The sequence below is a fragment of the Calidithermus roseus genome, assembly GCF_003574095.1.
Classification (GTDB): Bacteria; Deinococcota; Deinococci; order Deinococcales; family Thermaceae; genus Calidithermus; species Calidithermus roseus.
The window spans coordinates 1-12,833 of sequence record NZ_QWLA01000086.1; the positions used below are offsets into that span (position 1 = coordinate 1).

General features: G+C 64.9%; 13 protein-coding genes and 2 tRNA genes. 7 read left to right on the forward strand and 8 right to left on the reverse strand.

Features of this window, described 5'->3' with window-relative positions; all coding sequences use genetic code 11:
- Positions 1 to 304 precede the first annotated feature (304 nt).
- Positions 305 to 1,798 (reverse strand): YifB family Mg chelatase-like AAA ATPase, encoded by a 1,494-nt coding sequence (locus Mrose_RS16005; RefSeq protein ID WP_119279966.1) that lies wholly within the window; start codon positions 1,796 to 1,798, stop codon positions 305 to 307.
- Positions 1,799 to 1,920: 122 nt separating this feature from the next.
- Between Mrose_RS16005 and Mrose_RS16010 the strand changes: the two genes are divergently transcribed.
- The 4 genes from Mrose_RS16010 (at position 1,921) to Mrose_RS16025 (ending at position 4,462) form a co-directional block, all read left to right on the forward strand.
- Positions 1,921 to 2,292, forward strand: coding sequence for a helix-turn-helix domain-containing protein (locus Mrose_RS16010; protein WP_119279968.1), 372 nt, complete (start codon positions 1,921 to 1,923; stop codon positions 2,290 to 2,292).
- Between the two features lie 55 nt (positions 2,293 to 2,347).
- Complete coding sequence (locus Mrose_RS16015) at positions 2,348 to 3,415, forward strand: MFS transporter (RefSeq protein ID WP_119279970.1); 1,068 nt, start codon at positions 2,348 to 2,350, stop codon at positions 3,413 to 3,415.
- On the forward strand, positions 3,396 to 4,043 hold the full coding sequence (locus Mrose_RS16020; RefSeq protein WP_119279972.1) for an HAD family hydrolase: 648 nt from the start codon (positions 3,396 to 3,398) through the stop codon (positions 4,041 to 4,043). Before Mrose_RS16015 ends, Mrose_RS16020 begins: the two co-directional genes overlap by 20 nt.
- 74 nt (positions 4,044 to 4,117) lie before the next feature.
- Positions 4,118 to 4,462 (forward strand): phage holin family protein, encoded by a 345-nt coding sequence (locus Mrose_RS16025; protein WP_119279974.1) that lies wholly within the window; start codon positions 4,118 to 4,120, stop codon positions 4,460 to 4,462.
- A 3-nt stretch (positions 4,463 to 4,465) separates the two neighbouring features.
- Here the strand turns inward: Mrose_RS16025 and Mrose_RS16030 are convergent, their stop codons facing one another.
- From Mrose_RS16030 to Mrose_RS16040, 3 genes are all read right to left on the reverse strand, one after another.
- Positions 4,466 to 4,903 carry a CBS domain-containing protein gene (locus Mrose_RS16030; protein ID WP_119279976.1) on the reverse strand — a complete coding sequence of 146 codons (438 nt, stop codon included), beginning with the start codon at positions 4,901 to 4,903 and terminating at the stop codon, positions 4,466 to 4,468.
- A 139-nt stretch (positions 4,904 to 5,042) separates the two neighbouring features.
- On the reverse strand, positions 5,043 to 6,203 hold the full coding sequence (locus Mrose_RS16035; protein WP_119279978.1) for an MFS transporter: 1,161 nt from the start codon (positions 6,201 to 6,203) through the stop codon (positions 5,043 to 5,045).
- Positions 6,204 to 6,419: 216 nt separating this feature from the next.
- A tRNA-Arg gene (locus Mrose_RS16040) sits at positions 6,420 to 6,496 on the reverse strand.
- Positions 6,497 to 6,537: 41 nt separating this feature from the next.
- Here Mrose_RS16040 and Mrose_RS16045 point away from each other — a divergent pair.
- Together Mrose_RS16045 and Mrose_RS16050 are read left to right on the forward strand one after the other, a co-directional pair.
- Positions 6,538 to 8,385, forward strand: coding sequence for a peptidylprolyl isomerase (locus Mrose_RS16045; protein ID WP_119279980.1), 1,848 nt, complete (start codon positions 6,538 to 6,540; stop codon positions 8,383 to 8,385).
- A gap of 102 nt (positions 8,386 to 8,487) precedes the next feature.
- Positions 8,488 to 9,192 carry a hypothetical protein gene (locus Mrose_RS16050; protein ID WP_119279982.1) on the forward strand — a complete coding sequence of 235 codons (705 nt, stop codon included), beginning with the start codon at positions 8,488 to 8,490 and terminating at the stop codon, positions 9,190 to 9,192.
- Positions 9,193 to 9,200: 8 nt separating this feature from the next.
- On the opposite strand, the gene Mrose_RS16055 is transcribed toward Mrose_RS16050, so the two are convergent.
- Complete coding sequence (locus Mrose_RS16055) at positions 9,201 to 9,599, reverse strand: thiol-disulfide oxidoreductase DCC family protein (protein WP_119279983.1); 399 nt, start codon at positions 9,597 to 9,599, stop codon at positions 9,201 to 9,203.
- Between the two features lie 164 nt (positions 9,600 to 9,763).
- Here Mrose_RS16055 and moaA point away from each other — a divergent pair, with 164 nt between their 5' ends.
- A complete protein-coding gene (moaA, locus tag Mrose_RS16060; RefSeq protein ID WP_119279985.1) occupies positions 9,764 to 10,738 on the forward strand; it encodes a GTP 3',8-cyclase MoaA in 975 nt (324 codons plus the stop codon).
- A gap of 106 nt (positions 10,739 to 10,844) precedes the next feature.
- Here moaA and Mrose_RS16065 read toward each other — a convergent pair.
- The 3 genes from Mrose_RS16065 to Mrose_RS16075 form a co-directional block, all read right to left on the reverse strand.
- Positions 10,845 to 10,921, reverse strand: a tRNA-Trp gene (locus Mrose_RS16065).
- 110 nt (positions 10,922 to 11,031) lie between these two features.
- Positions 11,032 to 12,042: a dTDP-glucose 4,6-dehydratase gene (gene rfbB / locus Mrose_RS16070; RefSeq protein WP_245969998.1), complete on the reverse strand. Its 1,011-nt coding sequence runs from the start codon at positions 12,040 to 12,042 to the stop codon at positions 11,032 to 11,034.
- Between the two features lie 78 nt (positions 12,043 to 12,120).
- Positions 12,121 to 12,654, reverse strand: coding sequence for a dTDP-4-dehydrorhamnose 3,5-epimerase family protein (locus tag Mrose_RS16075; protein WP_119279987.1), 534 nt, complete (start codon positions 12,652 to 12,654; stop codon positions 12,121 to 12,123).
- Positions 12,655 to 12,833 lie beyond the last annotated feature (179 nt).

Genomic DNA, 12,833 nt, shown 5'->3' on the forward strand with positions numbered 1-12,833 from the left:
CACGTTGGAGGGCGAACTTGTTCCAAACGTTGTCCCTGCGGGCTACCTGAAGGGCGTAGTTACAGGCGTTGGCAAACTGGTTCACCGTGCGGGAGAGCTTCTCGGCTGTACTCGCATGGGGTATCAGCTTGCATTTCACGGACAGGAGGGACATGCCTTGACAGAGTATATCACTCTTCCGGCCATTCAGCAACGCAGATGCGTTGCCTTCCGCTTCCTCTCCGCCGCCCCGCCTTGGCGGGGCGGATGCGGAGCATCCGCGAAAGGAGTTCTGTGAGGCAGGGATGCTCGTTTCATACGATCCTCACCCCAGGCTACGGCGGTAGGTCAGCGCCTCCGCTAGGTGGGCCTCCTGGATATGTTCTGAGCTCGATAGGTCGGCGATGGTGCGGGCCACCCGCAGGATGCGGTCGTAGCTCCGGGCGGTGAGGGCCAAGCGTTTGCTAGCTGCGTGCAGGAGAGCCTCAACGGAAGGGGAAAGGGGGGTGTGCTGGCGCAGGGCTCTACCCAGCAGCTCGCTGTTGAGCTTGCCCTGGCGGGCTTTCATGCGTTCGCGAGCCGCCAGTACGCGTTCCCGCACCACCGCAGTGGGCTCCCCTTCCGGTGCGCGGGCGAGTTCGGCTGGGGTGAGCCGGGGGACTTCCACCACCAGGTCGAAGCGGTCGAGCAGGGGGCCGGAGATGCGGCCCACATACCGGGTGCGCTGGGTAGGGGTACAGACACACGTTCTTTCGGAATCACCCCAGAATCCGCAGGGGCAGGGGTTCATCGCAGCCAACAGCAAAAACCTCGCAGGGAAGGTAAAGCTGGCCCTGGCGCGTGAGACGGTGACAATCCCGTCTTCAAGAGGCTGGCGCAGCACTTCCAGCGCGTCGCGCGAGAACTCGGGGAACTCGTCCATGAACAGCACGCCCCGGTGGGCTAAGGAGATCTCGCCCGGCTTGGGCACCGAGCCCCCGCCAATGAGCCCGGCGTCGGAGATGGTGGAGTGGGGGGCGCGGTAGGGCGCCACCCGGATCAACCCCCCGCCGGCGAGCTTGCCCGCCGCCGAGTGGATGCGGGTGACCTCGAGCGCCTCCTCCCGCCCCAGCAGCGGCAGCAGCCCCGGCATTCGCTTGGCCAACATGGTTTTGCCCGAGCCCGGCGTGCCCACCATCAGCAGGTGATGACCGCCGGCGGCGGCGATCTCGAGCGCGCGCTTGGCCTTGCCCTGCCCCTTCACGTCGAGCAGGTCGGGGATGGCCTCGAGCGCGTCCACGCTCTGGGGAGGGGGGGTAGGCTCGAGGGAGCATTCACCCGTGAGGAACTCGACGGCCTGGCGCAGGTTCTCCGGGCCATACACCTCGACGCCCTCGATCAGGGCTGCCTCCCGCGCCGAGGCAGCGGGCATCAGCAGCTTGAAGCCCTCGGCCAGTGCTCCCAAAGCCAGGTTGACCCCGCCCGGCACGGCCCGCAGTTCCCCGTCTAGCCCCAGCTCCCCGGCAGCCGCGATCCCCTCGAGGCCAGCTTGCGGCAGGGCCCCCTGGGCGCACAGCAGCCCCAGGGCAATGGGCAGGTCGTAGTGGCTGCCTTCCTTGCGCTGTTCGGCAGGGGCCAGGTTGACCACCACCCGACCCTGAGGGTAGGGAAAACCCGAGTTCTTGAGCGCCGAGCGCACTCGCTCGCGCGATTCCTCCACGGCCTTGTCGGGCAGGCCGACGACGGTGTAGCTGGGCATCCCCGGCGAAACGTCCACTTCCACGGTGACGGGCAGGGCCTCGAGGCCAAAGAGACTGTAGGTTCGAACCTGGGCAAGCATGCGTCCTTAGAGCTTATCCGAAACAGTCGGATTCTCGGCAAGATCAGGTTTGATGAAAGATATTGATATTTATTGACAAATAATGATTTTTGGGCAAATATAATCCCCAAAAGAGGTGGTTGATGACAGACGACGAGGTGCTGACGCTGGAGGAGGCGGCGGCCTTGCTCAAGGTCAGCGAAACGCTGGTGTACCAACTGGCCCGCTCAGGCAGCCTGCCGGGGCGCAAGGTGGGGCGGGAGTGGCGCTTTCTGCGGTCAGTTTTGCTGGAGTGGCTCAGGGCCCCGGCGAAGGAGGACGGCGTGAAGGAAGCTGTGGTGCAGCTCGACAAGTTCGGCGGGGAGTACAAGGTGGAAAACGGCCGGGAGTACGTGGCGCTGTGGCTGCCTTTGGGCTTGAGCGAGAAGGAGCGGCTGATCGAGAAGGCGGTGCGGGAAAAAGTCGATCTAAGCGGGATGGTGGCCGACTACCTGCGGGGCTGGCTCGAGGGCTGAGCCAGGACTCGGCCCGGATCACATTGGGCTCCAGCCTGCCCGGTAAAATGGCGCGATGCGTCTTCGCCTGACCCTCGGGAGCGCCCTCTCCCTGCTGCTTTCGGGCATCATCGCGGCCAGTCCCGGCAGCCTCTTGCCCCAGTGGCAGGAGGCCTTCGACGTGGGCTCGAGGCTCTCGCTGTACTTCAACCTGTATCTGGCCGGACTGCTGGCGGGGCTCACCCTCTCCCGCCTCACTCCCCTGCGGCACCCGTGGTTTTCGCTGGCGATGGTGCTGGCGGGGCTGGGGCTTTCGCTGGTGGCTTCGGCACGGAGCTTCGACACCATTTTGTGGGCGGCTTTTCCGCTGGGCCTGGGCGTGGGTGCGATCAACCTCAGCGGCAACAGCCTGCCCGGCGACCTCTTCCCCGAGCGGCGCATGATCGTGTTGAGTCAGGTCAACGCGGCGTTTGGCCTCGGGGCCATCGCCACGCCCTTCCTGGTGAGCATCTTTCCCTGGCGTGAGGTCCTGGTGGCCTTTGCCCTGACGGCCTTCGCAGGGGCGCTGCTGGTGTGGAGGGCTCCGGCGGGCCACGTGGTCAAGGTGGCCAACGGACGCGGGGCTGCGGGCTGGATGTGGCTGCTGGCGGCGGCGATCGCCCTGTACGCGGGCCTCGAGCAGGGCTTTGCCACCTTCTCCGGGGCCTACTTGACCAAGCTGGGCTACCCTACGGCGCTGGCCGGAGCCCTGCTCTCGCTGTACTGGGTAGCCTTCACCGTGGGGCGCCTGCTTTTGAGCTACTGGGTGGCCCACGACCCCCTGCGCCACCTGACCTGGCTGATCTGCGGGGCGGTGGGAGTGGCACTGCTGTACTTCCTGCCCCCCCTGCCCCTGCTGTTTCCCCTGGCGGGGCTGCTGATCGGCCCGATCTTCACCACCCTCATGGCCATGGGACAGGGGCGTATGGGCGTCAGTGCCGTGGCCTACGCGCTGTATGCCGGAGCCAGCGGCAGCACCCTGCTCCCTGCGCTGTTTGCCCTGCTGCCGGTTACGGGGATTCCCTGGGGCCTGCTCCTGACCGGCCTGGCCCTGCTGACCCTGACCCAAAGCCTCAGGAGATACGATGCGCGCCTTGCTGTTTGACCTCGACGGCACCCTGGCCGACACCGACCGCCTGCACGAGCAAGCCTGGCTCGAGGTCCTGCTCCCCCACGGCATCCGGGGAGATCATGCCTTCTACCAGCAGCACATCAGCGGTCACCTCAATCCCGAGATCGTATCCCGGTTGCTGCCTTGGCTCTCCCAAACCGAGGGCAGCGCCCTCATCGAGGCCAAGGAACGCCGCTTCCGCGAGCTGGCCCAGAGCCTCGAGGCCCTGCCGGGGCTGGAGGAGCTGTGGCGGTGGGCCACAGAGCGCTCTGTGGCCCAGGCCCTGGTGACCAACGCCCCTCGTCCGAACGTCGAGCACGTACTCCAGGCGCTCGGCGCGGAGTTCGACCTCGTGGTGCTAGCCGAGGAGCTGGCCGCCGGGAAGCCCGACCCCCTGCCCTACCGCACCGCCCTGGAGCGGCTGGGGCTCGAGGCCGGTGAGGCCCTGGCCTTCGAGGACTCTCCCTCGGGGGTGCGCTCGGCGGTGGGAGCGGGAATTCGCACCATCGGCCTGACCACCGGGCACGACCCCCAGGGCTTGCTCGAGGCCGGGGCTTTCCTGCTGATCGACGATTTCAGCGACAGGCGGCTGTGGGAGTACCTAGAAGAGTCGAAGACCTAACGCCAAGCACCGCGAGCCCCCCGTCACCGTGCCCTTTACCGCTTTTCACGCAGCGCCGTATTACTCTAAGGACCATGCGCAACTTCTTGATTCGCCTAATCATCAACACGGTGGCTTTGTGGGTCGTCAGCTCGCTGTACGGTGGGGTGGCTTTTGCCCCCGGCAGCGGCCTGGGGGATTACCTGTTAGCGGGCCTGGTCCTGGGTCTGGTCAACACCTTCATCCGGCCCGTGCTGCTCGTGCTGACCCTGCCCATCAACTTTCTGAGCCTGGGGCTGTTCACGCTGGTGGTCAACGCGGTCGTGCTGCTGATCGTCGCCGGCCTGACCTCGCTCAACGTCAGCGGCTTCGTGGGCGCGGTGGTCGGGGCCCTGCTGCTGACGATCGTGAGCTACCTGCTGAACCTGCTTTTCCGCTGAGGGCTAGCGCGAGCCGGTGATATAGGACTCGAGCTCGGCGATCATGAACTCCTGCTCGCTCATGATGGCCTTGACCACGTCGCCGATAGAGATCAGGCCCGCCAGCCTTTCCCCCTCCATCACCGGCAGGTGGCGCACGCGCTTGCCGGTCATGATCGCCATGCACTCGCCCACGGTGGTATCGGGGCTCACCGTGATGACCTCGTCGGTCATGATCTCCCTCACCTTGGTCTCGCGCGAGACCCGGCCCACCAGCACCACCTTGCGGGCATAGTCACGCTCGGAGAAGATCCCCACCACCCGCTCGCCTTCGACCACCACCAGCGCCCCGATGTCGTACATCGCCATGCGCTCGAGGGCTTCAAACACGGTAGCCTCGGGGCTGATGGTGTGGACCCGGTTGCCTTTGGCCAGGATGAGTTGCCGCACACTCGAGGTCATACCCAAAACCTCCTCTGCCTGAGCGGTGTATCCGACGGGAGGGTGGGAAACCCAGGCTTTTGGTGCTTCTAAGTGTAGCTTAAAGGGTCGTACGCCAAACGTCGAAAGCCAGACGCCGGGCTCTTGAGGGGAATATCCCTCACGTGAGCGTTCCCTGGGCGACCGGCGCGGAGCGGGGCCGGGCCTCTCGCACCGCCAGCGAGAGGAGCAGGGCGGGGATCAGCAGCAAGCCCAGCACGGCGAGGCTCGGGACAACCCCCACCCGCTCGATGATGGGGCCCACCACCCCGTACAGCAGCCCGGCGAAGCCCCAGGTGAAGCCCATCAGCAGCCCGGAGACGGTGGCCATCTGGGTGGGCTCGTGCTCCTGGGCCATCACCACCGCCACCGGGATTCCCGCGTTCATGAGGGCTCCGGTGATGGCCAGCAAGGGTACGTACAGCAGGTTCTCGGGGGGAAGGGTCAGCAGGCCGATGTAGAGGGGAATGGCGAAGGCCATAGTCCCCACCAGCACGTTGCGCCGCCCCAGGCGGTCGGAGAGGGTGCCGCCCAGGAAAGCCCCGGCGGTGGCCGAGAAGCTATAGACCGACAGCGCCAGGGCAGTCTGGGCATCGGAGAGGCCGCGTTGGGCGAACCAGAAGGGAATGGTGGTGGAGAAGCTCATGAAGGTGATGCTGCGCAGGGTGGAGACCGCCCACAGCCGGGCCACCTGCCCCCGGAAGACCCGCGCTAAATCGGTGAAGCTCGAGGGCTTTGCCTTGAGGGTGGCGGGCGGGGCCTGCCGCAGCAGCAGGATGGCCGGGATCAGCACGATGGGGATCAGCCAGGCCAGGGCCTTGAGCCCGCCGGTGTTGACCACACCCAGCGAGACGATGGGCCCCAGCGACAGGCCCAGATAGCCCCCCGAGCCGAAGGTGCTCAACCAGAAGCCCCGCCGCTCCGGGCTGGCGTATTGCCCCACCAGCGCGGCCCCCGCCGAGTGAAACAGCGCCGAGCCCAACCCCGAGATGCCCAGGGCCACAGCCAGGGTCAGGGGGGTGGGGAAGAAGCCCATCAGTCCCCCGCCCAATGCCACCAGCACCGGTCCCAAGGCCGCCAGCAGGCGGCGGTCGAAGCGGTCGGCGATCAGGCCAGCGGCGGGTTGCAGCAGGCTGCTGGTGAGGGAGTACACCGCTACCAGCAGCGACACCGCCCCGTAGCTCACCCCGAAGGCGGCTTGCAGCTTGGGCAGCAAAGGCGTGAGGAAAGCCCCGAAAAGGTCGTTGGTGGCGTGCAGCCACGAAAGCAGCAAGGGCAGCATGAGGCCGAGCATACCCCTGGAGGTGGGGCTGGGATTGTCAACGGAGGACTATTCTCGACCCACCACCCCTCCCCCAAAATGGCCTCTGAGGAATTGCTCGTGAGCAGGGCAATTCCAGCGCTGGGGTTTGTGCTACAATCCCGGAGGTTGCGCTACTGCATGTGGCCCACTCGACTCACGCTAATCCGGACCTAAGCAAGGGCGGTTAAAAAGGAGTGGCGCGCCCGACAGGACTCGAACCTGTGACCTTTGGCTCCGGAGGCCAACGCTCTATCCAGCTGAGCTACGGGCGCACGCAGAAATGTAGGGTAGCACCGCTCAAGGAGGCAGTCAAGTGTTTGGAATCAGTAAAAGGGTCGTCGCAATCATCTTTGGATTGCTCGTGGTGGCTTTTGCCATCGGGGCCATCCTGCTCTTCACCCCCCAGGGCCAGCAGCAGGCCAGGGGCAAGGTAGAACTCACCGTCAACGGCAAACCGATTTACGAAGTCGATTTGGTCCGCTTCCGCGCCAACGACCAGATCCTCTCGGCTACTGCCGATCAGGAAGGCGTGCTCAAGGTTCTGGCCGAGCAAAACTTCTACAACAACCTGGTGCTCTACCAGGCCGTCACCCAGGACGCCTCGCGTATTCGGGTCTCCAGCAACGAATTGCGCAAGGAGCTTGACCGGATCAAGCAGCAACTGGGCCTCAGCACCAAGGAGCAGTGGGACCAGACCCTCCAGCGCATCGGGTACACCGAGACCCAGGTGCGCAACGAACTGCGTGACCAGATCCGCATCAACAAGCGCATCGAGCAGGTTCAGGGCGAAGCCAAGCCCACCGAAGAGCAACTCAAGCTCTATTACGAACTCAACAAGGCCAACTACCGCAACGAGGAGCGGGTCATCGCCCGCCAGATCGTAGTCGACGACAAGGCCACCGCCCAGAAGCTTTATGAGGAAGCCAAGGCCGGGACCGATTTCGCCGAGTTGGCCAGGAAGAACTCCAAGGTGGGCGCCGACCAGGCCGGAGCTCTGGGGGCCGAGAGTGGCAAGAGCGAGCCCAAGCCGGTGACCAAGGTGATCTTCCCCACCGCGGTGGGCGAGGCGGTATTCAAGCTCAAGCAGGGCGGCATCACCCAGCCCATCGAGTCGGCAGGCCGCTTCTACATCGTCAAGGTCGAGCAGTACCTCCCGGCGGGCGAGTCCTCCTTCGAGGAGGTCAAGGACCGCGTTACCGAGGACGTCAAGAGCCTGCTCAAGGAAGGGGCGCTCGAGGCGTACGTGGAGGAGGTGCGGGCTAAAGTCAAGGTCGAACCGGCCAAGGACTCGAGCATCAAGCTTCAAGACCCTGTAGTGGCCAAGGTGGGCGACAGCGAGATCCGGCTTTCGCAGGTGCTACAGCCGGCCTTCGCCAACCCGCAGTTCCCCAGCTTCGTGGCGCAGGGCCTGGGCGACTTGGCCATCCAGTTCTTCCTGCCCCAGACCCTCGACCAGCTCATCACCCGCGAGGTGGTGCTGGCCGAGGCCAAGAAGATGGGCCAGCCCTTCTTCGGCACCAAGGACTCCATCGTCCAGCAGGCCGAGAGCTACCACGCCCGCAACGTCACCGCCACCGAGGAAGAGGCCCGCAAGTACTACAACGAGAACAAGGTCCTCTTCACCGAACCGGCCACCGCCACCGTCACCGCCGTCAATTTCACCAAGGACCAGGAGGCCAAGGCCAAGGCCTTCCGCGCCGCGGCCCTCAAGGGCGGCAAGCTCGAGGAGTTGGCCAAGGCCCAAGGCGGCAACGTGCAGGACTACGGCGTGGTGACCTCGGGCACCCTGCCGCCGGTTTCCAATAAGCTGGTCTTCGAGACCAAGGCCACCTTCCCCAAGAGCAACCTGGGCGAGGTCAGCGAGGTGATCAAGCTCGAGGACGGCAGCTTCCAGGTGCTCCTGATCAAAGCCCGCACCCCCGAGCGGCTCAAGCCCTTCGAGGAAGTGGCCCAGGAAGCCCGCGACAACGTGATTCGCACCAAGAAGGTCGAAGCAAGCAGCAAGTGGGTGGAGAGCCTGAAGAAAGCGGCCAAGATCGAGAACAAGCTGCAAGAGGTGCTCAAGCAGCTCACCCCGCCCCCGGCCAAGAAGGAAGAGAAGCCCGCGGATTCCAAGGAGTCCAAGCCCGAGGAAAAGCCCGCCACCCCCACCAAGCCCTGAGCGCCACCACGCGACCCTTTAGGCGGCCATTGGCCGCCTTTCTTTGTGGCGTTTTGCATCTTGCGTCCGGCCTACGACGTACGACCGTGCTAGACTGATCCTATGGTAGACGCCGGGCTGGACCGGGCTTTTGAGAAGGTCCGGGCGATCCTCGAGGGCGACCTCGAGCACCCCGGCCTGACCCTTTACGACCTGCAAGAACTGGTGGGCTTCCCCGGACGCAGCGACGGCCCCCTCTCCTACAGCCTGCCCAAAGACAGCAGCCTGGAGGGGGTCAACGCGGTGCGCTTCTTCTACTATCCCAAAGACCCTGAAGTCACCCTCATCGTCGAGGTGGAGGACAAGAGCCGTCGTCGCCACCTGCGCCACTTCAAGTGGAACGGCATCACCTGGGTGGCTCCCCGCGGCTTCAAGGCCGACCTCACCGCGACCCGCGAGATCGTGGGCGGAGTCGAGGAGATCGGGGGGGATTTCTTCCTGGGCTTCAGCCGCGACGAGGCCCGCGAACTCTCCGAGGCTATCCGCAAGGGAGAGGCGGTGGGAGCTAAATACCTGCTGTGCCCCCGCGACAACACCCGCCTGTTCTACGCTCCGGGCGTCTCGGCAGCCGGGCTTCCCTGCCCCAAGTGCGGCAACACCACCTTGCTCTACAAGACCCTCACCTTCAGCGCCCCCGAAGACCGCATCGAGGCCCTCATCCGCGAGCAGCGCGCCCTGCGGGCACAGCTCGAGGACCTGATGCTCTTCCTCAAAAGCCGCCTGGGCACGGCTGAGCCCAAAGACAAGACGGGCAAGGGCGATACCTGAATTGCCTTTTACAAGAAGCGGCGCCTCAGCTCGGGCGTGGGCGTCATGCACTGCTCGAGCCTGCCGAAGAGGCGGTAGCGGTTGCGGGCTACAAACCGGTATACCCGGTCGCGCAGGGGCTTGGGGATGACCCACAGGGCACAAATCAGCCGCCAGGCCCCACCCAGCCGGTAGAGGATGCGCAAAGCCGCATCGGACTCGAGGTAAACCCGTTCCCCCTCGAGCACCACTATGCTTTCGCTCATGCCGCTTGCCTCGAGCAACCCGTGCTTTCGCAAAAGCCCCCTCCCCGCTTCGGACTGCTGCGGGGCGAAGCGGAAGTGGCCCTGCGGGTCACGACGGACGATGAAGCGCACCGTACCGTTGCAGAGGTTGCACACCCCGTCGAACAGCACGATGGTCTCCATGACTCGAGCTTAGCGCGCTCCGGGGTTGTGGAAGGTGGCTCGAGGGGGGATGGGGAAGCCTATGGTGAAAGGGACTACCCTGTATTCGGGATATTTGTAACCCCCCCGACCGCCTAAGCTAAGCGTGTTGCAGTATCATGCAACACGATCCGGGGGCTGTCGGCATGAAACTACTCGATAACTACGGACGTATCATCAAGGATTTGCGCATCTCCGTGACGCCGCGCTGCAACCTGCACTGCCTGTACTGCCACCCGCTGGGATGGGAGATGACCGAGCCCCCTGGCACCATCACTGTCGAGGACGTGCGCAACTTCCTAGAGGCCATGCGGCTGCTGGGGCTCGAGTCGGTGCGCTTTACGGGCGGGGAGCCGCTGGTGCGCAAGGAGCTGCCCGAGATGATCGCCGTAGCCCGCGACCTGGGGATCGAGGACATCGCCATCACCACCAACGGCATGCTCTTAGGGCGCAAGGCCAAAGAACTCAAGGCCGCCGGGCTCAAGCGCGTAAACCTTTCCATGGACTCGGTGACCCCCGAGGTCTTCCGCGCCATGACCCGCGGGGGAGACGTCAGGAAGGTCTGGGAGGCCATCGACACCGCCTTTGAGCTGGGCCTCGAGCCCGTCAAGCTCAACGCGGTGATGATCAGGGGCATGAACGAAGGTGAGGTGATCCCTCTGGCCTCGCTCTCGCTGGACAAGCCGCTGCACGTGCGCTTCCTCGAGTACATGCACCTCGACAACTCCAACCCTGAGGTCTACCGGCAGCGCTTTATCGCCGGGCGTGAAACCAAAGCCGTCGTGGAGCGGCACTTCGGCCCCCTGGAAAAGCTCGACACCGACCCCACCGCCCCAGCGCGGGTCTACCGGATTCCCGGCGCGCTGGGAACCATCGGCTTCATCAACCCGGTGATGGAGCCCTTCTGCTCCAACTGCTCCCGTCTGCGCCTGACCTCCGACAAGAAACTACGCCCCTGCCTGCTCACCGACCTCGAGATGGACATCTCCTGGGCCTTCGAGGCCCCCAACCCGCTCGAGGCCCTGGTCGACGCCATCTTGCTGGCCACCGACCGCAAACCTGCCTTCGGCAACACCCTGCCCCACCTGCGCGAACGGGTGATGGTGGGAATCGGTGGCTGAGGCTTAAACCCGCGGTTCTTCTGGAAGCTCACCGAGCCTCCGGGACCCCCTGCCTCCCGGTGATGAAGGGTAGACCTCCACTTTTTATCTTGCGTTCTGGACGTTCTGGCGGGCCGTGAAGGATTCGAACCTCCGACACCTCGTTTTGGAGACGAGTGCTCTACCGGGCTGAGCTAACGGCCCCCACTTTGCCGATACCAACGCGCTGAAGAGAGTGTGACCCTCTCGCGAACCCTACTTTAGCCGGGGAGGGCCGATATTTCAAGTCAACGACCCGCCCCGGCGGGGTCCTCTCAGCGCCCGGCGTACCACGACCGCATCAATTCCTGGTGCTCCTTCTTCGCGCGCACCCGCCGCCACCAGCCCTCGTTGGCTTGGTACCACCTCACCGTCTCGGCGAGGCCCTCGGGGAAGCGGTACTTGCGCACCCAGCCCAGCGCCTCGGCCTTGGAAGGGTCCACGGAGTAGCGGTAGTCGTGGCCGGGGCGGTCTTCGACGAACTTCATCAGGCTCAGGGGTTTTCCCAGGGCTTTCAGGACGCGTTCGGCCACCTCGGTGCCGGGAATCTGCTCGCGGGCGCCGAGGTTGTAGGCTTCCCCGCTGTTGCCCCGGTGGAGCACCAGATCGATGCCCGAGGCGTGATCGTAGGCGTGCATGTAGTCGCGCAGGGCCTGGCCCTGGCCATAGACCGGCAGGGGCTTGTCCTCCAGCGCGTTGGTGATGAACAGCGGGATGATCTTCTCGGGGTACTGGTAAGGGCCATAGGTGTTCGATCCCCGCGTCACCACCACGTCGAGCTTGTAGCTGATGCCGTAGCTGAACACCAGGTGCTCGGCGGCAGCCTTGCTGGCGGCGTAGGGGCTGCGCGGGCGGAAGGGATCGGTCTCGAGCGAGTGTCCCTCCACGCCCCACAAGTCACCGTAGACCTCGTCGGTGGAGACGTGTAGGAAGCGCTTTACACCCTGCCTGCGGGCTTCTTCCAGCAGCACCAGGGTGCCCTCGACGTTGGTCTTGACGAAGGGGCGGGGGTCCAGGAGCGAGCGGTCCACGTGGCTCTCGGCGGCGAAGTTGAGCACCGCGTCGGCACCCTCCATGGCCCGCTTCACGTCCTGGGGGTCGGCGATGTCACCCTGGATGAAGCTGATACGGTCCATGATGGGCTCGAGGTTTTCCAGGTTGCCCGCATAGGTCAGCTTGTCCAGTACGACGATCTCCCAATCGGGGTGCGCTTCGAGGGCATAATGCACGTAGTTCGAACCAATAAACCCTGCTCCGCCCGTAACCATCACACGCTTGAACGACACTGCGATACCTCCCTGATCCTGTTGATCCTATGCCGATAGCCGGAGTGGTCCGTAGGCAATTTCGCAAGGGGCCTCAGGCTACCCACGGTCCTCCTCCCACAGCTCCGCCCCGAAATAATCCCACGGTAGGCGGCCCTCGTTGGGGTCGGAGGGGTCGAACTGGCTGTTCATCGCGTACAGTAGCAGCGCACCCCGGCTGCCGGCCTTGTAGCCGTGGGCGACGCCGGTGGGGATGTGCAACACTCCCGGCGCCTCGCCCGTGAGCAGGTATTTGCGGCGAGTCCCCTGGCTGGGGGAGCCCTCGCGCACGTCGGCCAGCCACACCAACAGCTCGCCCTCGAGCACGCACCACAGCTCGTCCTGGGGGCGCTTGGGGTGGAGGTGGAAGGCGTTGATGCGCCCTGGCACCGCCCAGGAAAGCGAGATCTGCGCGGTCTCGAAGGCGATGGGCAGGCCCTCTATCCTGCCCCCTTGCAGGCGCAGGTACTCCATGAAGCTCCCCTCCAGCGAGCGGTGCTTGCGCAGGGGCTGGTAAAAGACCCCCTCGATCTCGGGCTGGGGGTCATAGCGTTGAAAGCGCAAAGCCTTCCGGACGGCGGGCTCGAGTTCCATCGTGAAGATTGTAGCCTATGAGCCTCCGGGCTTTGGGGTTCGACGTGTTATCGGGTGTGTCCCAAAAACAACCCAATAGCCTAGACTGAGGCATGAGCCCACTACAAGAGCGGTTGATGGCGCTGATTGGGGAAGCGGAAGCGAAGGGTAAGGGGATGAAACTGGCCCAGCTGGAGCAG